Below are 21544 nucleotides of genomic sequence, written 5' to 3' on the forward strand. Positions count from 1 at the left end.
CATTCCATGATGGATTCGTCGTTATTCATCAGGTTTAAGCATAGCAAAAGAGATTCTATTCGGTTTAGTGAGGCAACGAGCTTTTATGCTGACTTACAACTGACATCACAGTTATACCCTTCGAGCTTGGTGTTACAGGGGGCATTACCAACTATTTTGATTTTTTCGGAAAATATCCAAGGATTGATTAATGCAGGGTATGTTATGTTATAACAACTTGGTCGGGGCTAATAAGTCGAGTGTGATTAATCGGCTGCTGGTCTTGCTGTTAGCCGGGGCGGCACTCATTTATAGCCCGTGGAGTGAGGCGCATCCCCACAGTTTTATTGATATGGATGCCACTTTTGTCAGTGAAAAGCAGATGCTGGTGGGCATGAAAATGGTGTGGACCATGGATGAAATCACCTCTGCCGATCTGCTGTATGACGCAGAAAATGCCAAAAGCGATTCTGAGATCTGGAAAAAATTGGCGGCTGAAGTGATGGCGAATGTGTTGGGGCAACACTACTTCACGGATATTTATCGTGATGGTAAGCCAGTGAAATATAAAAACTTACCGACAGAATATCACTTGTCCCGCAAGGGGCATCAGGCTGTTTTAGAGTTTGTTATGCCATTGGCAGAGCCACAGCCCTTGGTCGATGAGCCTTTTATCATCTCAACTTACGACCCAACCTATTTTGTGGATATGACCTATGCCGATAATAAGGCGGTCAGGTTATCGGCTGAGATGGAGAAAAGCTGCAAATTAACCCTATTCACCCCGAATCCCAACTCCTCATTACAAGCTTATGCGTTGTCGTTGGATAAAAATGATTCCCCAGGAGAAGATATGGAACTTGGAAAACAATTCGCACAACGGATAACTGTGCAATGTCAGTAGGTATTACAGCCGCCACGCGGCAGCGGCATTGGGTGATAAACCTCTGGCCACTGTTATTGTTTTTACTGCTGCTGGCTGGTGCGGCACAAGTGGCCTGGTTTTACTGGCCAGAACTGCTTTTCAAAACAGTCGTTTGGCAAAAGAACATGCATCAGCAGATGGCGCAGTTACTCCAACAGGTAAAAGCGAATCCCCATCAGACGGGCATGGCGCTGATGATGTTCAGCCTGATCTATGGCGTGCTACATGCGGTAGGGCCAGGGCATGGTAAGGTGGTGATTATCACTTATCTGGCGACCCATCCGGCGCAGCTCAAAAGCAGCTTGAAACTGACTTTTGCCGCCTCGATACTGCAAGGTGGTGTGGCTATTTTGCTGGTGACGCTACTGCTGGGGGTATTGCAACTCTCATCCCGCTATCTGCACCAAAGCAGTTTCTGGTTGGAGAAGGGGAGCTTCCTGTTGGTTATCGGGTTAGGTGTTCTACTCTGCTTGCGCGCCATAAAGCGGCTCTGTCAGCAGGTAAAAGCACTAAAGCCGCGGAAAATCACCATTCAGCGGATACAACCTTTAGCCGCCGATCATATCCACAGTGATGAGTGCGGCTGTGGGCATCGCCATCTGCCCAGTGCTCAAGAGTTGCAAGCTGGTGATGACTGGCGCACCCGCCTGGCGATTGTGCTGGCGATGGGGATGCGGCCTTGCTCCGGTGCGATTATGGTGCTGCTGTTTGCTAAAGTGATTGGGGTTTACTGGTGGGGCATTCTGTCAGCCATCGCCATGGCCATTGGCACCTCCTTGACCATCTCATTGTTGGCCCTGTTGGTCCATTATGCGCGGCGATTGGCGGTGCATTTAAGCCGCAAACAGGCACCTGCGGCTTGGGGGGCAATAGCCTGGGCGACCCTGGCACTCACTGGCGGGATGATCCTGCTGTTTGCTGGTGTACTGCTTTATCTCTCCAGCCAGCCGGAGATGATGGGGGGCATCCGGCCCTTCGGGCGTTAAATTTAGCATTAAAAAAGCCAGTCAGATCAGCCGACTGGCTTTTTAGTTGAAGCCGCTATTCACGAAGGATTAACGTTTCAATGCATCACTGATTTCATCGCTCATTGCCTGAACGATAGATTTCACAATGCGTGGATTACCGGCCACGATATTGCCAGAGCTGAAATGGTTATGGCCGCCAGCGAAGTCAGTCACGATACCACCCGCCTCACGCACCAATAGCTCGCCACCGGCGAAATCCCACGGTTTCAAGCCAATTTCAAAGAAGCCATCTACGCGACCGGCGGCAACATAGGCCAGATCCAGCGCCGCTGAGCCGGTGCGACGGAAGTCTGCACACTGCTCAAACAGTTTACCCACCACGCGCAGATAAGCGGGTGCATGTTGTTTCACTTTGAATGGGAAGCCGGTTGCCAAAATGGTGCCGTCCAAATCTTTGGCGTTGGTGCCACGCAGACGATAACCGTTTAACTGAGCGCCTTGACCACGGGTGGCTGTAAACAGTTCGTTACGCATTGGGTCATAAACCACGGCAACTTCAGTGCGGCCTTTAATGCGCACGGCGATAGAGACAGCGAAGTGAGGGAGACGTTTGATGAAGTTGGTAGTGCCATCCAGTGGATCAATAACCCATTGCACATCATAATCTTCGCCGAGCAACTCACCGCACTCTTCACTGATAATAGAGTGTTTTGGGTAAGATTTACGGATAACGTCGATAATCAGATGCTCTGCATCACGGTCTACATTAGTAACAAAGTCATTACTGCCTTTCTGGCTCGCTTCGACAGCGTCCGGAGTTTCATAATTTTTGGCAATCAGGTTACCGGCCTTACGCGCAGCGCGTATGGCGATAGTCAGCATCGGATGCATGGGTATCTTCCACTAGGATGTTAAAGAACGAGAAACGGCGCGTAGTATAGCAGGGGTTCTGATAAATTCATATGTCTGTGTTAAGATATGGCGATTCCCCGTTATCCTCAGAGTTTGTATGCTACACAATATTCGTATCGTTTTGGTTGAGACTTCTCATACCGGCAACATGGGTTCGACAGCCAGGGCCATGAAAACCATGGGATTAACCAATTTGTATCTGGTTAATCCGTTGGTAAAACCGGATTCTCAGGCCATTGCGCTATCCGCAGGTGCCAGTGATGTCATAGGCAACGCCACTATAGTCGATACCTTGGATGAAGCGCTGGCTGGGTGCAGTTTGGTGGTCGGCACTAGCGCCCGCTCCCGCACACTGCCTTGGCCGATGCTGGAGCCGCGCGAATGTGGCGTGCGTAGCGCACGTGAAGCAGAACATGCGCCGGTAGCACTGGTATTTGGTCGTGAGCGCGTGGGTTTGACCAACGATGAGCTGCAAAAATGTCATTACCATGTCGCGATCCCGGCAAACCCGGAATACAGCTCATTGAATTTGGCGATGGCCGTTCAAATCCTGGCCTATGAAGTGCGGGTGGCACACCTTGATCGCCTGCAAGCGGCGGCACCAGTAATAGAAGAAGAGGAAGCCCCTTATCCATTGGTGGATGATCTGGAGCGCTTTTACCTGCATCTGGAACAGGTTTTGTCCCACACCGGTTTCATCCGTCAGGCACATCCAGGCCAGATTATGAGTAAGTTACGTCGCCTGTTTACCCGCGCGCGTCCAGAGGCCCAAGAGCTAAATATCTTGCGTGGGATGCTGACATCGATCGAAAAGCAGGATAAATATCCACAGCGCGCTGCGGGTGATTCGCTGGGGGATGGTAAAAATTAATGTGTTATATCAAGTTGTTGTTTCAGAATTCGACCCATATTATTGAAAATGGGATAGGCCAATAATACTTGAGTGATTTACTAGGTTAAATAGTTGACTGAAACACTCAAGAATGTCAGACTTCGGACTTGTTTTCGTCAACAGGTAATTTTAGCTATGAGACTGACATCCAAAGGCCGTTATGCCGTGACCGCCATGCTTGATGTGGCATTACATTCCCATGACGGGCCAGTTCCTCTGGCCGATATTTCTGACCGTCAAGGGATCTCATTATCCTACCTGGAACAACTTTTCTCACGGTTACGCAAAAATGGCTTAGTGGCCAGCGTGCGTGGTCCAGGTGGCGGTTATCTGCTGGGTAAAGATGCAGCAGCTATTGCGGTCGGTGCTGTTATCATCGCCGTTGATGATTCTGTCGATGCCACCCGTTGCAAGGGTAAAGAGGGGTGTCAGGACGGTAATATTTGTCTGACTCACTCATTATGGTGTGATTTAAGTAAACGCATTTGCGGCTTTCTGAACGACATCACACTGGCAGAGTTAGTTAATAACAAAGATATCCTAGAGGTTGCGGATCGTCAGGATAACGATACGCGCCGTACGACCAGTGGTCGACCGCAAGAGACGATCAACGTCAATCTGCGCGCATAAGCAGAATCTGCGGAATTTTACGTTTTGGAAGTGATGTACGGAGCATAAGAGCAATGACCGAATCAAAAGTAAAGACACCGATCTATTTGGATTATGCAGCAACCACCCCGGTAGATCCTCGTGTCGCTGAAAAAATGATGCAGTATCTGACTCTGGATGGCATTTTCGGTAACCCCGCCTCGCGTTCCCACAAGTTCGGCTGGCAGGCAGAAGAAGCTGTTGATATTGCACGTAATGATATTGCCGCATTAGTCGGTGCTGACCCTCGCGAGATAGTCTTCACCTCCGGTGCCACTGAGTCTGATAACCTGGCAATCAAAGGTGCTGCTAACTTCTATCAGAAGAAGGGCAAGCACATCATCACCTGTAAAACCGAACATAAAGCGGTGCTGGATACCTGTCGCCAACTGGAGCGTGAAGGCTTCGAAGTGACCTATCTGGCACCGCAGTCTAACGGTATTATCGACCTGAAACAGCTTGAAGCGGCAATGCGTGCAGAGACCATTCTGGTTTCCATCATGCACGTGAATAATGAGATTGGTGTGGTGCAGGATATCGCGGCAATCGGCGAAATGTGCCGCAGTCGTGGGATCATTTTCCACGTTGATGCCACCCAAAGTGTCGGTAAATTGCCCATTGATCTGAGTAAACTGAAAGTCGATCTGATGTCCTTCTCTGCCCATAAAGTTTATGGCCCGATGGGTATTGGCGCACTGTTTGTTCGCCGTAAACCGCGAATTCGTATCGAAGCACAGCAGCACGGCGGTGGTCATGAGCGCGGTATGCGTTCTGGCACCTTACCGGTGCACCAGATTGCTGGCATGGGTGAAGCTTACCGTATCGCGAAAGAGGAGATGGAGAGTGAAGCAGCACGTCTGCGTTCACTGCGTCTGCGTTTGTGGAACGGTCTTAAAGATATCGAAGAAGTTTACCTGAATGGCGATTTGGAGAGTGGCGCACCTGGCATTCTGAACGTCAGCTTCAACTATGTTGAAGGTGAATCGCTGATCATGGCACTGAAAGATTTGGCTGTTTCATCAGGTTCCGCCTGTACCTCCGCGAGTCTGGAACCTTCTTACGTGTTGCGCGCGTTAGGGATGAACGACGAACTGGCTCACAGTTCAATCCGTTTCTCTCTGGGGCGTTTCACCACCGAAGAGGAGATCGACTACGCCATTGCGCTGGTTCGTAAATCCATTGGCCGTCTGCGTGACTTGTCTCCGTTGTGGGATATGTTCAAGCAGGGCGTGGATATCAGCAGCATTGAATGGTCTCACCATTAATTCCAGACTTTAAGACTCAGGAGTAATCACATGGCTTACAGCGAAAAAGTAATCGATCATTACGAAAATCCCCGCAACGTCGGTTCATTCGACAACGCAGATCCTAGCGTCGGTAGCGGCATGGTTGGCGCCCCCGCTTGTGGTGATGTCATGAAGTTGCAGATCAAAGTTAACGAAGCTGGCATCATTGAAGATGCACGTTTCAAGACTTATGGTTGCGGCTCTGCCATTGCTTCCAGCTCTCTGGTCACTGAATGGATGAAAGGCAAATCTCTGGATCAGGCAGAAGCTATCAAAAATACGCAGATCGCCGAAGAGCTGGAGTTACCGCCAGTCAAAATTCACTGCTCAATTCTGGCGGAAGACGCCATTAAAGCTGCTATCGCCGACTACAAAAGCAAACACACTGCCAAGTAGTTGTAAAATAGGTTATTAATAACTGGCTCATTTTCCTAAAAAATTTCAAGATACTGCATTCCAATACACCTGCGGTTTGAAAGATGATGGGGATATGAGCGGGTTTCAGAGTTGAGGAAGCTGTATGTCGATATCAATCAGCGACAGTGCTGCACAGCGGGTCAGCGCCTTTTTAAGTCACCGTGGTAAGGGCTTAGGTCTGCGCTTGGGTGTCAGAACTTCGGGCTGCTCCGGCATGGCATATGTGCTCGAATTTGTTGATGAAATGAACGATGACGATATCGTTTTTGAAGACAAAGGCGTGAAAGTGATCATCGACGGCAAAAGCATGGTCTATCTTGACGGCACTGAACTGGATTTCGTCAAAGAGGGGCTGAACGAGGGCTTTAAGTTCAACAATCCGAACGTCTCCAATGAGTGCGGATGTGGCGAAAGCTTTAACGTCTGATCCTGTTTTTGTTCCTACCTCAGGCACTTGATACCTTATATACCCAACGTCATTAGAGTTACAGGGGAGTGAGCGCAGCTAACACCCCTGCAGCTTCAAGGACGAAGGGGATAACTCCAGAGCATGTTATGGATTACTTCACACTATTCGGGCTACCACCTCGCTATCAGCTTGATGGCAACCAACTCACTACCCGCTATCAAGAGTTGCAACGTCAATTCCACCCTGACCGTTTTGCCAACCAGCCTGAGCGCGAACGTTTGGCCTCATTGCAACAAGCCGCGACCATCAATGATGGCTACCAAACCCTCAAGCACCCGTTAAAACGGGCCGAGTATATGCTATCTTTGCAGGGTTTTGATTTAGGCAACGAACAGCACACGATGCGCGATACCGCGTTTTTGATGGAGCAGTTGGAGCTGCGCGAAGAGCTTGATGCCATCGAACACCAACCCGATGCTGAAACGCAGCTTGCGGCATTCAGCCGCCGTCTGGCTTTGATGACGCAAAGGCGTAGTCAGCAGATGGTTGAGCAACTGGATCAACAGCTGTGGGCGTCAGCCGCGGATACGGTGCGGAAATTACGTTTTCTGGATAAATTGCAGCAGCAGGTTGAACAGCTAGAAGAGCGCCTGTTTGATGATTTTTCCTGAGGATGTTGCCCGACAAACTCTTATAACAGTGATATATCAAACGACCTTTGCAACAGATCTGAATATAACGCAAGGCCTTGGTATCTCGCCGGATAGATTTTGCTTTTTAGACTCATGATTGATGGAAGCTCAACATGGCCTTATTACAAATTAGTGAGCCTGGTTTAACTGCGGCCCCGCATCAACGGCGGCTGGCGGCAGGGATAGATTTAGGCACCACCAACTCATTGATTGCCACGGTGCGCAGCGGTAAAGCGCAAACGCTGGTCGATGAACAACAGCGGGATCTTCTGCCCTCGGTGGTTCATTATCAACAAAATGGCATTGATGTCGGCTGGCATGCGCGCGAGTTCGCCGCGCAGGATCCGGTCAACACCATCAGCTCAGTCAAACGCATGATGGGCCGCTCTTTGGCGGATATCCAACAGCGCTACCCCAATCTGCCTTACCAATTCCAGCCTAGCGAGAATGGCCTGCCGATGATCCAGACCGCCACGGGATGGGTCAATCCGGTGCAGGTCTCTGCCGATATTCTGAAAACCTTGACGCAGCGCGCGCAGGCGGCGCTGGAGGGGGAGTTGGATGGCGTGGTGATCACGGTTCCGGCCTATTTCGATGATGCGCAGCGTCAGGGCACCAAAGATGCCGCACGTCTGGCCGGGCTGCATGTGTTGCGCTTATTGAATGAGCCAACCGCTGCGGCTATCGCATATGGTCTGGACTCCGGTCAGGAGGGGGTGATCGCGGTTTACGATCTGGGGGGCGGCACTTTTGATATCTCCATTTTGCGCCTCAGCCGTGGGGTGTTTGAAGTGCTGGCAACCGGCGGTGACTCGGCATTAGGGGGCGATGATTTCGACCATCTATTAGCCGATTGGCTGCGTGAGCAAGCTGGCATTGATTCCCGTGATGATCACACTATTCAGCGGCAGCTACTTGATGCGGCGATTGCCGCCAAAATTGCTTTGAGTGATGCCGATGTTGCCGAGGTCTCGGTGGCTGGCTGGCAAGGGCAGATCACGCGGGCGCAGTTTGAATCCCTGATTGCCTCGCTGATTAAGCGCACACTCATGGCTTGCCGTCGCGCACTGAAAGACGCCGGTGTTACTGCTGACGAGGTGCTGCAAGTGGTGATGGTCGGCGGCTCGACCCGCGTGCCGCTGGTGCGTGAGCAGGTGGGGCTGTTCTTTGGCCGCACGCCGCTGACCACGATCGACCCCGATAAAGTGGTCGCCATCGGCGCGGCTATTCAGGCTGACATTCTGGTGGGCAATAAGCCAGACAGCGACATGCTGCTGCTTGATGTTATCCCGCTCTCATTGGGGCTGGAAACCATGGGCGGTTTGGTGGAAAAAGTCATCCCACGTAACACCACCATTCCGACGGCCCGCGCACAAGAGTTCACCACCTTTAAAGATGGTCAGAGCGCCATGATGATCCATGTGCTGCAAGGGGAGCGCGAGCGGGTGCAGGATTGCCGTTCGCTTGCCCGTTTCACCCTGCGTGGCCTGCCGCCACTGCCTGCGGGCGGGGCGCATATTCGCGTCACTTTTCAGGTGGATGCGGATGGGCTATTGAGTGTCACGGCGATGGAGAAATCCACCGGCGTTGAAGCATCGATTCAAGTGAAGCCATCTTATGGGCTATCTGATAATGAGATAGCTAACATGATTAAAGATTCGATGGTTAATGCACAGGCCGATATCAGTGCACGTAAGCTGGCGGAGCAGCAAGTCGAAGCCGCCCGGGTGCTGGAGAGTCTGCAGGGCGCATTGGCGCAAGACGCGGCACTACTCAGTGAGCAAGAGAGCAGCGCTATCGCGCAAGGGATGACGTTATTACAGCAGCAGATGCAGGGCAGCGACCCACAGGCAATCGAAGCTGCGATCAAGGCGTTAGATGCACAAACGCAAGATTTTGCCGCGCGCCGGATGGATGCCTCCATTCGCCGTGCTTTGGCTGGCCATTCAGTGGATGAGGTTTAATCATGCCCAAAATAGTATTTTTGCCCCATAAAGACCTCTGCCCGGATGGCGCAGTGCTGGAAGCAACCCAGGGTGAGACCATTCTGGACGTTGCCCTGCGTAATGGCATTGATATTGAGCACGCCTGTGAGAAATCCTGCGCCTGCACCACCTGCCACTGTGTGGTGCGCGAAGGTTTTGACTCCCTGCCGGAGAGTAGCGAGCTGGAAGATGACATGCTGGATAAAGCATGGGGTCTGGAGCCAGAGAGCCGCCTGAGCTGTCAGGCCAGAGTCACCGACGAAGATCTGGTGGTTGAGATCCCGCGTTACACCATTAACCATGCACGGGAGCACTGATATGAGCATGACCTGGCAAGATAGCCGTGAGATTGGCGAAGCCCTTTACGACCAATTCCCCGATATCGATCCCAAAACGGTGCGCTTTACCGATATGCATCAGTGGATTTGCTCCCTAGAAGATTTTGATGATGACCCGCAAGCATCGAATGAGAAAGTGCTGGAAGCTATTTTGCTGGTTTGGTTAGATGAGTTTAGCTAATCATTGATAAGGGCCGCCGGGTGAGTGGCGGAGAGAACAAGTAGATCGTAAAGACGCCGTCAATCCCTCCCTGGAGGCTCGAGCCGCGCCATCCTTGGCGCGGACGCTTTACTCTTCTACCCGTCCTCTCCGTTCCAGATCGCGTCATCGGGGTTTGTCAGCAGTTTAAGGGTCGCGTAAGCGGCCCTTTTGCTTTCTGTTACTTTTTATCTGTTACATTATCTCTAACGAAAGTGACTTTTTAGCGTAAAGTGTTGGCTTGTTCGATAGAAATTTTTGTTCCGCCGTGGCTAACACAGAGTCACGTATTATCAGCTGAATAACAGCAAAAAATAATAATGACGAGGTCGTCGATGACAACAGAAATAATGCAAGTATCCCTATCCGATAATCCTGCCGATGCCCGTTGGGGCGAAAAAGCGCTGCTCAGCACTGATGCTGAGGGCATGACCATCCATCTGACGGCGAACGGCCAATTGGGTGCTATTCAACGTGCCGCCCGCAAGATAGATGGGCAAGGTATTAAGCAGGTAAAACTGGCCGGTGAGGGCTGGGGTCTGGAGCAGAGCTGGGCATTTTGGCAAGGGTTCCGTGGGCCAAAAGGCCAGCGCAGTGTTGAGTGGGCAGAGCTGCCAGAGAACGAAAAAACCGAGCTAGAACAGCGTCTTAAAATTATTGACTGGGTGCGAGACACCATCAACGCCCCGGCTGAGGATCTCGGCCCAGAGCAACTGGCGAAAAATGCCATTGATCTGCTGTGTGCGGTATCTTGTGATGCCGTCACCTACCGCATCACCAAAGGTGAAGATCTGCGCGAGCAGGGTTATGCCGGAATTTATACCGTCGGGCGCGGATCTGATCGTGCTCCGGTACTATTGGCGCTGGACTATAACCCGACCGGTAACCCCGATGCACCAGTAATGGCTTGTCTGGTCGGCAAGGGAATTACTTTTGATTCAGGCGGTTACAGCCTGAAACAGAGCGCGTTTATGGATTCGATGAAATCCGATATGGGGGGCGCGGCGACAGTGACCGGCGCGTTGGCATTGGCTGCGGCCCGTGGGCTGAAAGCGCGTGTGAAGCTCTATCTGTGCTGCGCTGACAATATGGTTAGCGGCAATGCTTTTAAGCTGGGTGATATTATCCGTTACCGCAATGGTAAGTCGGTAGAGATCATGAATACTGATGCAGAAGGGCGTTTGGTGTTGGCCGATGGCCTGATCGATGCTTCCAGTCAGCAAGCACCACTGATTATTGATGCGGCCACCTTAACTGGCGCGGCAAAAACCGCCTTGGGCAATGATTACCATGCGCTGTTCAGCTTCGATGATGAGCTGGCGCAGGAGCTATTAAGCAGTGCAAAAAGTGAGCACGAACCTTTCTGGCGCTTACCGCTGGCGGAATTCCATCGCAGCCAGTTGCCATCCAATTTTGCTGAGTTAAATAATGTGGCGGGTGCCGCTTACAGTGCGGGTGCCAGCACTGCTGCTGCTTTCTTGTCCCATTTTGTGAAAAATTACCAACAGGGCTGGCTGCACATTGACTGCTCCGCCACTTACCGTAAAGCAGCAGTGGATCAGTGGTCTGCAGGCGCTACCGGGTTAGGGGTGCGGACTATTGCCAACTTGTTGTTAGCGAAAGCAAAATAAGAAATTGATGTGCCTAGGAGTGAGAATAGGCAGATCGTAAAGACGCCGTAAACCCTTCCCTGGGGGCTTGTTCCGCGTCATCCCTGGCGCGGACACTTTACTCTTCTACCTATCCACCCTCCCATTTATCCTAGCAAGATGTTTTTTGGAGTAGAGCATGAGTTTGCCGCAACCCCCTATTGATGATAATCACCATCACCACCATGATGATGAGCAGAGTCTGGAGTCCCTGCTAAAGCTGGCAGCGACCGAGTCGATTCATCGTATCGCCTTTTTCCGGGCCTTGCTGGATGCCACTGTTTTGGTGCTGGTGGATAGTTCGGCGCAGGGCAGTGAAGAAGATAGCGAGATGACCTTCACGGCGGGCAATGGGGTCAATATTCTGCATTGGGAAAAGCAGGATGGTGAATCTGTGATCCCTTTCTTCACCTCGGTAGAGGTGTTGCAGCAGGCGCTGGATCTGGCCGAAGAGACGCCAGAAGAGCGCGAAAAGCAGCCCTTTATCGCCATGCCAGTGCGGCTGTTATTTGAAATGACACAGGGCGCACATCTGTTTTTGAACCCGAAATCAGAGCACGGTAAAGAGTTCTGGCCACAAGAGGTGGTAATGCTGCTGGAGAATGGCGGTTTAGCCCAACCCGCTGAAATGACGGTAGATAAAGAGAGCCAGATTTTGCTGGGGCAGCCGGAGGAGTACCCTACGGCGATGGTTGACGCGCTGATCCAACTATTCAGCCAGCGTAAGCCGGTGCGCCGTGCATTTTTGGCACTGATGCATGATAAGAGTGTGGACGAGAAACCTAACCTGCTGATTGGGCTAGAGGTGGATGGCAGTGGCGAGGAGATTGACCAGCTGATTCAAGAGGCCGGCAGTGTCGCCAGTGACCATGCAGCAGATGATAGCCCGGTCGATTTCTGTCTGGTTAGCGAGCAACAGCGCGGTGTTAGTCACTATCTGATGACCCATACTCAGGCGTTTTATCAGCGCAGATGGGGCAGTTGGCTGCGCAATGTTATCCCTTCGGTCAGCCATTAGTGATTGATAAATGACATAAAAAAAGGGAGCCGATAGTGGCTCCCTTTATTATTTCACTGCTACATGAATTTCACTGTGGTTTACAACTTAGAAGGTGTAACCGACACCCAGATTAATGGTCACTGGGGTATCCACGTTTTTGCCTTTCGACAGCTTCACTTCAGAACCGATAGAGAGGTTTTTGGTCATGTTTACATTCATACCCACACCGGCATTAACACGCGTACCTTTGCGGCTGTTATCAAACATCTCGCCATTGACCAGCACGTTGTTACGCGCCATCAGGTCATGGTCAACAGAGAACAGTGCATATGGCTTGATCTCTGCACCGCTATTCAGCACAAAGCGATAGCCGGTGTTCACACCCAAACTCCCGGTGGTGTTACGTGAACCTTGGTTCTGCGCATCCATACCGTTAGACAACTGGTACTGGCTCTTGCCGGAAGTAAAGGTGCTCAGCGCGGCATAAGGAGAAACATACATTGCATCAACATTGATATGTTTACCCGCTTTCAGTGCCACACCCAGACCAGAGAAGTTAGCACTACCGTTGGCGCTGCTGCCATTCGAGGTGATATTCAGCTTCTGCTTAAACTGGTTAGTTTTCAGCACACCATTCAGGTAGTAACCACCATTGGTCAGATATTGTGCATATGCACCCAATGAGTTACTTTCCACGCTACCGCTGCTCTGGTAATCAGATTTGATATCTGAGCTGCTTTGGCTGCCGAAAGCACCAATACTCAGTACAGAGTCACCTACTTCAATGGCCTTATCGCCACCCAAGGTTATGCCATTCAGTTTTTGGTCGAAATTAGCGGCCGTACCTTTCACTTTGAAGTTATTGTTCAGGTAGTTGATCCACACGCCACTTTCGTTGGCTGAGGTGCTTTGCTTATCTAAACGATTCTGAATAGAGCTTAATTCAGCATTAAAGATAACCGGCATGGTGTTTGCCACCGCCAGAACACCGGCAGTACTTGGTGTCAATGCAGCGGTATCCGCCACCAGCTTATAGCCGCCTTTACCATCGCTGACCAGATTGTGCTTGTAGTTACCCAGGTTAATCGGCCCATTAGACAGCGAGAAACGAGCGGCATTAGTACCTTGTACATCAATCAGTTGCAGGTTGGTTGGTGCGACACCATTGTCACTTAGTTGGATGCCAAAGCTACCATTAGCATCGCCGGTGACATTCAGCGGTGCATTTGCCTGATTGTACAGTGATGCTGTCAGATTAAAGGTACCAGCACCTGACAGTGACGCCATGGTCAACTGAGCATTGGTGCTGCTCATATCAACAGTACCGCCATCCAGTGCAACATTTTTAAAGGCGAACTGTGCAGGATTACTCACAGCGGCACGGTGCAGTGCGTTTTGTGGTGCATTCGCGCCAACTAACTGCATATTACCGGCTAAGTTCAGGTTCGCATCTTGAGTTTTTGCGCCGTCATGCACGGTGATAACGCTGTTTTCAACTGCATTAATATTGCCGCTAATGGTCGCTGTTTTATCGAAGATAGCGGTGCCGCCATGGAATGTTGCATCTTTAAGTTCACCGGCGATCAGGGCGTAACCATTTTCAACAATGAGCTTAGCTGCCTGAGCGCGCTCCATCAGATTAAATTTACCGCCATTCACGTTGACCGTATTAGCAGTTGCACCCTGTTGCACGTCAAATACGCCGCCGTTTACGATGGTGTCGTTAGCAGTACCTGCAAGGGTGAATGTACCGTTATTCACGGTGGTGTTATTGGCTGTTACTCCGCTAACCAGCGTGAAGTCAACTTCGTTGAGTGTGGTATCAGCAATAGAGGCACCGGATTTAACATCAAATAGCCCACCATTGATGGTTGTGCCTTGTGCTTCCGAACCGCTTTCAAGCGTGAAAATACCACCTTCCAGGGTAGTGCCCGTTGCAAGAGCTTTATCTTGTAGGGTTAATGTTCCGCCCTTAATGGTGGAGTTAGAGACCTTCGCATCTGCTTTGGCAGTAACCTCACCTTCACTGACCATATTACTGATCAATGAATTCGCGTCAGCTGTCACAACCCCACCTTTGGCAACGGTAGCACCTTCAGATGTGGCTATCTGCGTGCCACTCGCCCCTGCGAGGACTAACTTACCTTGAGCGCCAACCTGCGTATTGGTATCTGTACCGCCGCTATTGGTCATGGTGCCCTCGGTGATCACCGAGTCAATCGCTTGTGCATCTGCTGCCAGATTTATGCTGCCGTTTTCGGTCACAATGCTGCCAATGACCTTGCCTTTAGTGTCTACGTCTTGCGTGCCACCGTCCACTTTGGTATCGATAGCGATAGTATCTGTAGCAACAGTATCTGTTGTACCTAAGGTGATAGTTTTATCGACAGCAGACAAATTAAAAGCAGTGTCTTTGACTAGATCGCTAACAGCACTCTTGGCGTCATTTAATTCCGTGTTTTTGGTGACTAGCTCAGTGTTTGCGTTGTTTTTGGCCGTTTCTGCTGTAGCAACATCTGCCTTGATACTATTAAGTTCTTCAGTTGACGCATGGTGCTCAGCCGCTGCACTCTCTGCCGCTGTTTTAGCAGCTTCAGCAGTCTTGATTGCTTCATTTGCCTGTTTGGCCTTATTGATTTTCCCCTCTACATCATCGAGTTGTTTTTTTGCATCAATTTTAGCTTTTTCTGCAGTATCGGCTGCCTGTTCTATATCCTGGGTCTGACCCTCAGCGGTGTTTTTCTCGTTCGTAATACCTGATTTTTCATCTTCTAGCTTTTTGCTTTTTGCTCCATTTTCTGTAACTGCATCATTAGCCAGCTTAATATTATCATTATAGGTTTTGACTAAAGCGTCATAGGCTTCTTTATTCGCGGTTGCTGTGGCTTTTAGTGCGTCATCTTGGCTGCTAAGGTTACCTTCGGTTTGGTCATGCTCTTTTTTGGCTTTAGCAATTTTGGTAGTAGAATCAGCTTCTGCAACGCCTTGAGCACTTTCTGCGGTAGAGAGAGCTGTATCTAACTTGCCTTTTTCTGTGGTGAGATCAGCTAATTTACCTTCTAGCTCTATAATCTGCTGATCAAACCTGCTAAGTTCATCTTCGTGCGCCTTTTTATCTGCTGCTGCTTTTTCAGCCTTTTCTGTTCTCTCGACTAGCGCTTGAGTTTTAACTTGAAGCTCTGTTTCTGACGTAGTAATCAGCTGAGTGACTTGTTGTGCGATATCGGCGGCGCTAGGATCTAACGTTATGCCAGTAATGGCAGTAATGGCAGCTTTTTTCTCACCGTCTTTTGTTGCAAAATCTGCCTCTAAATCAGTTTTAGTTTGTTTTTTTGCCGCGACTTCTTGGACGGCAGTAGCTTCTTTTTTCTTCAACTCATCAAAGGCTTGAGTTGAAGTTTCTGCTGCTTTTTCTGCTAACTCAACGGCTGCTTGCGCATTTTTTTCCGCTTCTTTCTTCTCGCCCAGCAGTTCTAAACTATCTTTCTCTGTTTGAGTAATAATACCAGCAGCCAGATAGTCGCTTAGTTTTTCATAGATACTCTTTTCAACAACCGGTTCTTTCTCGACAACAAGTACTGCCTCCTGGACAGACCCAGCATCAGCTATACGCTTGAATTTGCCAGTACTGATTTCTTTAGGTTGAAGAGGTTTGCTCTCTTTTATCAAAGTTGTCGATGTTGCCATTGCCCCGCCAGAAACCAGCGATGAGATCAGAATAGATAAAGGTAAGAGACGCGTATTTAATGTATTGCGATGATTCATAGTTTTATAACTTCCTATTTGCAGATAAATTTTAATAAATGAATGCTAAAGATAATAAGGGACGACAAAATGTTGGGAGGAATATAAGGAACTAACCTTAGCCAGGCTAGTTATTAAAACCTTAAAGACATTAATTTATATTAATTTGATTTTATATTGTATTTTTCAAGGTTGAGTATGCTATTAAGTTATTGTTATTTATTGTTTTAATTTGGCGCTCTCTGGTCTTTAATTTTTCGCCAGAGTTAATTTAATTTTTTATTAAAAAAATATTAAATACGTTTTTCTGTTTCTGTGCTGCAAAGTTAGAATGTTTCCTGGAAATTCCGCCTTTTTCTGGAGGGAAAAAACCATCTGTTTTATCTCTCTATATTCCCTTTCAGGCGAATGCTATAATCTTGCTATCATTCAGGGAGCAAGATATGAATCACCATGGTGTGCTGCGGTTAATCTCAGGAATAAAAAAGGGTATCGGGGTCAGTGCCCTGTTGTTGAGTATCACTCTGCTATTGGCGGGTTGTGATAACCGCAGTAGTAAAGAGGAGAGTAGCGCCCCGGCCCCTACCACCACCCAGGCCACGGCGCTGCCCGCCAATGGCCCGTTGAGCCAAGCCAAAGATGCCGCCACATTGGCCGCACTGGCAAAACGCCATGCCGGCCAGCCGCTCACCTTGCTCGATGCCTCTGAGCTGCAACTTGATGGGGCCAGCGCCATGGTGCTGACCTTCTCGCAACCGCTCGATCCCAATCAGGATTTTGCCGCGCAAGTGCATCTGGTGGATACCCTCAGCGGCACCATTGATGGCGCTTGGGAGCTATCAGATAACCTGATGGAGCTGCGCCTACGCCACCTCAAACCTGAGCGCAAACTGCTGCTCACGGTTGATAGCACACTAAAAGGGGTTGGCGGCGCGCAGCTTGGCGCACCACAACAGCAGCAAATCACCACCCGTGATAGCAAACCGAGTGTCGGTTTTGCCAGCAAAGGCTCCCTGCTACCGGGGAAACTGGCGCAGGGGCTGCCGGTGATGGCGCTGAATGTTGATAATGTCGACGTTAACTTTTTCCGCATCAAGCCCGCCAGCCTGGCCAACTTCCTCGCCAGCTGGCAGTACCGCAGCGCACTCTCTAACTGGGAGTCGGACGATCTGCTAAAAATGGCCGATTTAGTCTATAGCGGCCGTTTTGACCTCAATCCCGCCGCCAATACCCGTGAAAAACTGCTGCTGCCACTGGCCGATATCAAACCGCTGCAAGAGTCCGGCGTCTATCTGGCGGTGATGCAACAGGCGGGTCACTACAGCTATACCAATGCTGCCACCCTATTTACCCTCAGCGATATTGGCGTTTCGCTGCACAGCTACCATAACCGCATGGATGTTTTCACTCAGGCGCTGGCGGGTGGTGCGGCATTGCAAGGGGTCTCGGTGCAGCTGCTGGATGATAAAGGGCAAGTGCTGGCGCAGGCGGAAACTGATGCTCAGGGCCATGCGCAGCTAGAGAAAAAGGCCAATGCCAAGCTGCTACTGGCCTCGCAAAATGGGCAGACCAGCCTGATTGACCTCAATGCGCCGGCGCTGGATCTGGCGGAGTTTGATATTGCCGGGCCAGAGGGCTTTTTGAAGCAGCTCTTTGTCTTTGGCCCGCGCAACCTGTATCGCCCCGGTGAAACCTTAATTGTCAATGGCTTACTGCGCGATGCCGATGGTAAGCCGCTGACCACCCAGCCGGTTAAAGTGGATATCCTCAAACCGGATAACCAGGTGGTGCGCAGCTTTGTTTGGCAGCCGCAAGCGGGATTGTATCAATACCAATACGCCATTCCTGCCGGCGGCCCGACGGGGGAGTGGTCGCTGCGCCTCAATCTGGGGGATAACCAGCCGCGTTTGTACAAATTCAAAGTGGAAGATTTCCTGCCAGAGCGCATGGCACTGGAGATAGCCGCCAGTAAAGCGCCGATCGCCACTGATAGTGAGGCTCACTTTGCGGTCACCGGGCGCTATCTCTATGGTGCGCCAGCATCTGGCAACCGCCTGCAAGGGCAGCTGTTCCTGCGCCCACAGCGGGAGGCGGTGGCGTCACTGCCCGGTTTTGAATTTGGTTCGATTACCGAAGAGAACCTCTCCCGCACGCTGGATGAGTTTGATACCACGCTAGACAGCGAGGGCAAAACTGACGTCGCGGTAGAGAACAGCTGGCAGAGTGCCCAATCGCCGCTGAAACTGATTTTACAGGCCAGCTTGCTAGAGTCCGGCGGTCGTCCGGTCACTCGCCGTGCTGAACAGGCGGTGTGGCCCGCCGAGGCGCTGGCGGGAATTCGCCCACTGTTCAATCAGCAGCAGGTTTATGATTACCGCAGTGACAGCTATAAATCGCAGCCGATGGTTGATCAGGACTCTCAGGCGGATTTTGAGATCCTCTATGCCACGGCGGATGGTGAGAAACAGGCGGTTAATGGCTTAAAAGTCAAACTGATACGCGAGCGCCGTGATAACTACTGGCAGTGGTCAGAAAGTGATGGCTGGCAGTCGCTGTTTGATAAAAAAGATCTCCAACTGGCGGAGCAAACCATCAATATTGCCGCCAACGGCAGCGCGAAAGTCAGCTTCCCGGTGGAGTGGGGCGCTTACCGCATTGAGGTGAGCAATCCGGATAACTCACAGGTCAGCAGCTCGCGCTTCTGGGCCGGCTACAGCTGGCAGGATAACACCGCAGGCAGCGGCGCAGTGCGCCCGGATCAGGTCAAATTGACACTGGATAAACCCGCCTATCGCCCCGGCGAAAAGGTGAAATTGCACATTGAAGCCCCCGCCGCCGGTAACGGCTATCTGCTGGTGGAGTCCAGTGACGGCCCACTGTGGTGGCAGCAGGTGACTATTGCGGCAGGTGGCACTGAGGTTGAGGTGCCGATTAACCCCGGCTGGAATCGCCATGATCTCTATCTCAGCGCGACGGTGATCCGCCCTGGTGATAAAACGCAGCAGGCGACGCCAAAACGGGCAATTGGTTTACTGCATCTGCCGCTGGTGGATGAAACCCGCAAACTGGCACTGCAACTGGATGCGCCAGCCCGTATTCGCCCCAATCAGACCTTAACTGTTAAAGTGAAAGCCAGCCGCAGCGGCGCGCCGCTACCTGAAAAAGTGCAACTGCTGCTCTCCGCCGTCGACAGTGGGATTTTAAATATCACCGATTACGTCACGCCAGACCCATACGACGCCTTTTTGGGTCGCAAACGCTACAGCGCGGATCAATATGATGTTTATGGTCAGCTGATTGAGGGGCAGGGGCGGTTAGCCAGCTTGCGCTTTGGTGGTGATGGCGAAGAGGAGGATGCGCTCGCCCGTGGTGGTAAAAAACCGATTACCGAAGTGACCATTGTGGCGCAGCAAGCCCTACCGGTGACACTAAATGCGCAGGGTGAGGGCATAGTCGAGCTGGCTATTCCCGATTTTAACGGCGAACTGCGCCTGATGGCTCAGGCCTGGAGTGACGAAGAGTTCGGTAAAGCCGAGTCTAAAGTGGTGGTGGCCGCGCCACTGATTGCCCAACTGGCGACCCCACGCTTTCTGGCCGGTGGCGACACCACTGAGCTGGCGCTGGACTTAAGTAATCTATCCGGTCAACCGCAAACCCTCTCTCTCAACTGGCTCGCCAGCGAATTATTGGCGCTAAAAGGTGAATCGACTCAATCTGTTACTCTGGCAACCGGCGAGCGCAAAACGGTGTTGGTTCCGGTTCGCGCGCTGAACGGTTTCGGGCAGGGCGATATTGGTCTGACGATCAGCGGCATGGTGCTGCCGGGGGAGAAACTGCCGGATTATCAGCACCATTGGAAAATTGGCGTGCGGCCTGCTTATCCGGCTCAAACGCGCCATTTCGCCAATGTGCTGCGCAGCGGCGAGAGCTGGAGTTTGCCGACGGAGGCGATGGCGGGATTGGTAGCTGAAACCTTGCAAGGGCAACTGCTGGTGACCAGCCGGCCACCGCTCAATTTGGCGCGTTATATCAGCGAGTTATACGCTTATCCCTATGGCTGTCTGGAGCAGACGGTGAGCGGCTTATATCCGTCGCTCTACAGCAACCATGAGCAGTTGACCGCGCTGGGTATCAAGGCGGATAGCGATGAAAAACGGCGTCAAACGATTGATGTCGGCATTGAGCATCTGCTTGGTATGCAGCGCTACAATGGCGGTTTTGGCTTATGGCGCAATGATAGCCCGGAGGAGTTCTGGCTGACCGCCTACGCCACTGACTTCCTCTATCGCGCCAGCCAGCAGGGCTACAGTGTGCCAGAGGCCGCGTTAACCGCCGCCAACAGCCGTTTGCAGCGCTACTTGCAGGATCCGAGCCAGATTGAAATTCGCTACAGCGAGCAGAGCAAACATACCCGTTTTGCCGTGCAGGCCTATGCCGGTTTAGTGCTGGCGCAGCAGCAACAGGCCTCGCTGGGCGCATTGCGCCAGCTGTATACCCGCAGTGATGATGCCCGCTCCGGCTTGCCGCTGGTGCAACTGGGGGTGGCGCTCAAACTGATGGGGGACATGCCGCGCGCCAAAGAGGCCATCACGCAAGGGCTGAATACCCCGCGCAGCGATAAAGATTACTGGCTGGAAGATTACGGCAGCTCACTGCGCGATGATGCTCTGATTTTGGCGCTACTCACTGACAACAACTTGCTGCCAGAGGTGCGCGATAGCCGCTTGTTGGCGCTATCCGAGGCATTAGTTGGGCGCAATTATCTCTCCACCCAAGAGAGTAATGCGCTGTTCCTCGCCGGGCGCACGCTGATAAGTGGCGCTGAAATGCCGTGGCAACTGGCGATTGCGCCATCGGCGGAGTTACTCGCCGAGCGCGCGACCTTAACGCAGAGCACGGCGCTGAACCAAAATTGGTCGGCACAACAATTGGCCGGTGGGATGCAACTGCAAAATCGTGGCGATACACCGCTCTATAGCCGCGTCGATGTGGTGGGCTATCCGCAACAAACGCCAGCGCCATTTAGCCGTAATCTGCATATCAGCCGCAGTTATATCGGGCTTGATGGCAAGCCGTTGCAGCTATCACAACTGAAGAGTGGTGAGCTGGTGCTGGTGCATCTGGATGTGTGGGCGGATCAGCGGGTGCCGGATGCACTGGTGGTGGATCTACTGCCCGCCGGCCTGGAGCTGGAGAACCAGAATCTGGGCGACAGCAGTGCCACTCTGGGTGAGAGCGCCAATAGCGTGACTGAGCTACTGCAGGATATGCAGCAGTCAGATATCAAGCATCAGGAGTTCCGCGATGACCGCTATGTGGCGGCAGTCAGTGTTGACGGCTATCGCCACACCACGCTGCTCTATCTGGCACGCGCCGTCACACCGGGCATCTATCAGGTGCCAGCACCACAGGTGGAGTCAATGTATGTGCCGGATTGGCGGGCGCTCGGGGTCACGCCGATGCAACTTGAAATTGTTAAGTGAATACTTACTCCCCTTTGC

At 51.6% G+C, this 21544-nt stretch carries 16 protein-coding genes; 14 read left to right on the forward strand and 2 right to left on the reverse strand.

The window, feature by feature from the left end; all coding sequences use genetic code 11:
- The first annotated feature begins 190 nt into the window (after positions 1–190).
- The gene (locus tag FFE93_RS05645) at positions 191–883 is read left to right on the forward strand and encodes a DUF1007 family protein (protein WP_054872383.1); all 693 of its coding nucleotides are present in this window, start codon (positions 191–193) and stop codon (positions 881–883) included.
- A complete protein-coding gene (locus FFE93_RS05650; RefSeq protein WP_032897907.1) occupies positions 874–1890 on the forward strand; it encodes a nickel/cobalt transporter in 1017 nt (338 codons plus the stop codon). Before FFE93_RS05645 ends, FFE93_RS05650 begins: the two co-directional genes overlap by 10 nt.
- 69 nt (positions 1891–1959) lie before the next feature.
- Here the strand turns inward: FFE93_RS05650 and suhB are convergent, their stop codons facing one another.
- Positions 1960–2763, reverse strand: coding sequence for an inositol-1-monophosphatase (gene suhB, locus FFE93_RS05655; RefSeq protein ID WP_005274324.1), 804 nt, complete (start codon positions 2761–2763; stop codon positions 1960–1962).
- Between the two features lie 118 nt (positions 2764–2881).
- On the opposite strand from suhB, the gene trmJ reads away from it, so the two are divergent.
- The 11 genes from trmJ (at position 2882) to sseB (ending at position 12317) form a co-directional block, all read left to right on the forward strand.
- The gene (gene trmJ, locus FFE93_RS05660; RefSeq protein ID WP_049600630.1) at positions 2882–3655 is read left to right on the forward strand and encodes a tRNA (cytosine(32)/uridine(32)-2'-O)-methyltransferase TrmJ; all 774 of its coding nucleotides are present in this window, start codon (positions 2882–2884) and stop codon (positions 3653–3655) included.
- A 156-nt stretch (positions 3656–3811) separates the two neighbouring features.
- Positions 3812–4306 (forward strand): Fe-S cluster assembly transcriptional regulator IscR, encoded by a 495-nt coding sequence (gene iscR, locus FFE93_RS05665; protein WP_005274328.1) that lies wholly within the window; start codon positions 3812–3814, stop codon positions 4304–4306.
- A 53-nt stretch (positions 4307–4359) separates the two neighbouring features.
- Complete coding sequence (locus tag FFE93_RS05670) at positions 4360–5589, forward strand: IscS subfamily cysteine desulfurase (protein ID WP_005274331.1); 1230 nt, start codon at positions 4360–4362, stop codon at positions 5587–5589.
- Between the two features lie 30 nt (positions 5590–5619).
- Positions 5620–6006, forward strand: a complete 387-nt coding sequence (gene iscU, locus FFE93_RS05675) for a Fe-S cluster assembly scaffold IscU (protein ID WP_005274334.1) — start codon at positions 5620–5622, stop codon at positions 6004–6006.
- A gap of 124 nt (positions 6007–6130) precedes the next feature.
- Entirely contained in the window at positions 6131–6454 is a 324-nt protein-coding gene (gene iscA / locus FFE93_RS05680) for an iron-sulfur cluster assembly protein IscA (protein WP_004874655.1), read from the forward strand.
- 128 nt (positions 6455–6582) lie between these two features.
- Positions 6583–7107, forward strand: a complete 525-nt coding sequence (gene hscB / locus FFE93_RS05685; RefSeq protein WP_005274338.1) for a co-chaperone HscB — start codon at positions 6583–6585, stop codon at positions 7105–7107.
- A 134-nt stretch (positions 7108–7241) separates the two neighbouring features.
- Positions 7242–9092 (forward strand): Fe-S protein assembly chaperone HscA, encoded by a 1851-nt coding sequence (gene hscA / locus FFE93_RS05690; RefSeq protein WP_138774894.1) that lies wholly within the window; start codon positions 7242–7244, stop codon positions 9090–9092.
- A 2-nt stretch (positions 9093–9094) separates the two neighbouring features.
- Positions 9095–9430 carry an ISC system 2Fe-2S type ferredoxin gene (fdx, locus tag FFE93_RS05695; protein ID WP_004713939.1) on the forward strand — a complete coding sequence of 112 codons (336 nt, stop codon included), beginning with the start codon at positions 9095–9097 and terminating at the stop codon, positions 9428–9430.
- A gap of 1 nt (position 9431) precedes the next feature.
- Entirely contained in the window at positions 9432–9632 is a 201-nt protein-coding gene (gene iscX / locus FFE93_RS05700) for a Fe-S cluster assembly protein IscX (RefSeq protein WP_005274344.1), read from the forward strand.
- A 353-nt stretch (positions 9633–9985) separates the two neighbouring features.
- Entirely contained in the window at positions 9986–11281 is a 1296-nt protein-coding gene (pepB, locus tag FFE93_RS05705) for an aminopeptidase PepB (RefSeq protein ID WP_138774895.1), read from the forward strand.
- A 157-nt stretch (positions 11282–11438) separates the two neighbouring features.
- On the forward strand, positions 11439–12317 hold the full coding sequence (sseB, locus tag FFE93_RS05710; protein WP_049600645.1) for an enhanced serine sensitivity protein SseB: 879 nt from the start codon (positions 11439–11441) through the stop codon (positions 12315–12317).
- A gap of 87 nt (positions 12318–12404) precedes the next feature.
- On the opposite strand, the gene FFE93_RS05715 is transcribed toward sseB, so the two are convergent.
- A complete protein-coding gene (locus FFE93_RS05715; RefSeq protein WP_138774896.1) occupies positions 12405–16064 on the reverse strand; it encodes an autotransporter outer membrane beta-barrel domain-containing protein in 3660 nt (1219 codons plus the stop codon).
- Between the two features lie 422 nt (positions 16065–16486).
- Here FFE93_RS05715 and FFE93_RS05720 point away from each other — a divergent pair, with 422 nt between their 5' ends.
- Positions 16487–21526: an alpha-2-macroglobulin family protein gene (locus FFE93_RS05720; RefSeq protein WP_138774897.1), complete on the forward strand. Its 5040-nt coding sequence runs from the start codon at positions 16487–16489 to the stop codon at positions 21524–21526.
- The last annotated feature ends 18 nt before the right edge of the window (positions 21527–21544 follow it).

The sequence above is a fragment of the Yersinia sp. KBS0713 genome (assembly GCF_005937895.2).
Classification (GTDB): Bacteria; Pseudomonadota; Gammaproteobacteria; order Enterobacterales; family Enterobacteriaceae; genus Yersinia; species Yersinia bercovieri.

What these genes read in the sequence shown, in the direction of transcription:
- iscX (WP_005274344.1), top strand. Translation starts at nt 9,432, where the DNA reads ATGAGCATGACCTGGCAAGATAGCCGTGAGATTGGCGAAGCCCTTTAC.
- FFE93_RS05645 (WP_054872383.1), top strand. Translation starts at nt 191, where the DNA reads ATGCAGGGTATGTTATGTTATAACAACTTGGTCGGGGCTAATAAGTCG.
- iscR (WP_005274328.1), top strand. Translation starts at nt 3,812, where the DNA reads ATGAGACTGACATCCAAAGGCCGTTATGCCGTGACCGCCATGCTTGAT.
- iscU (WP_005274334.1), top strand. Translation starts at nt 5,620, where the DNA reads ATGGCTTACAGCGAAAAAGTAATCGATCATTACGAAAATCCCCGCAAC.
- suhB (WP_005274324.1), bottom strand. Translation starts at nt 2,763, where the DNA reads ATGCATCCGATGCTGACTATCGCCATACGCGCTGCGCGTAAGGCCGGT.
- fdx (WP_004713939.1), top strand. Translation starts at nt 9,095, where the DNA reads ATGCCCAAAATAGTATTTTTGCCCCATAAAGACCTCTGCCCGGATGGC.
- hscB (WP_005274338.1), top strand. Translation starts at nt 6,583, where the DNA reads ATGGATTACTTCACACTATTCGGGCTACCACCTCGCTATCAGCTTGAT.
- FFE93_RS05715 (WP_138774896.1), bottom strand. Translation starts at nt 16,064, where the DNA reads ATGAATCATCGCAATACATTAAATACGCGTCTCTTACCTTTATCTATT.
- pepB (WP_138774895.1), top strand. Translation starts at nt 9,986, where the DNA reads ATGACAACAGAAATAATGCAAGTATCCCTATCCGATAATCCTGCCGAT.
- FFE93_RS05670 (WP_005274331.1), top strand. Translation starts at nt 4,360, where the DNA reads ATGACCGAATCAAAAGTAAAGACACCGATCTATTTGGATTATGCAGCA.
- iscA (WP_004874655.1), top strand. Translation starts at nt 6,131, where the DNA reads ATGTCGATATCAATCAGCGACAGTGCTGCACAGCGGGTCAGCGCCTTT.
- FFE93_RS05720 (WP_138774897.1), top strand. Translation starts at nt 16,487, where the DNA reads ATGAATCACCATGGTGTGCTGCGGTTAATCTCAGGAATAAAAAAGGGT.
- FFE93_RS05650 (WP_032897907.1), top strand. Translation starts at nt 874, where the DNA reads ATGTCAGTAGGTATTACAGCCGCCACGCGGCAGCGGCATTGGGTGATA.
- sseB (WP_049600645.1), top strand. Translation starts at nt 11,439, where the DNA reads ATGAGTTTGCCGCAACCCCCTATTGATGATAATCACCATCACCACCAT.
- hscA (WP_138774894.1), top strand. Translation starts at nt 7,242, where the DNA reads ATGGCCTTATTACAAATTAGTGAGCCTGGTTTAACTGCGGCCCCGCAT.
- trmJ (WP_049600630.1), top strand. Translation starts at nt 2,882, where the DNA reads ATGCTACACAATATTCGTATCGTTTTGGTTGAGACTTCTCATACCGGC.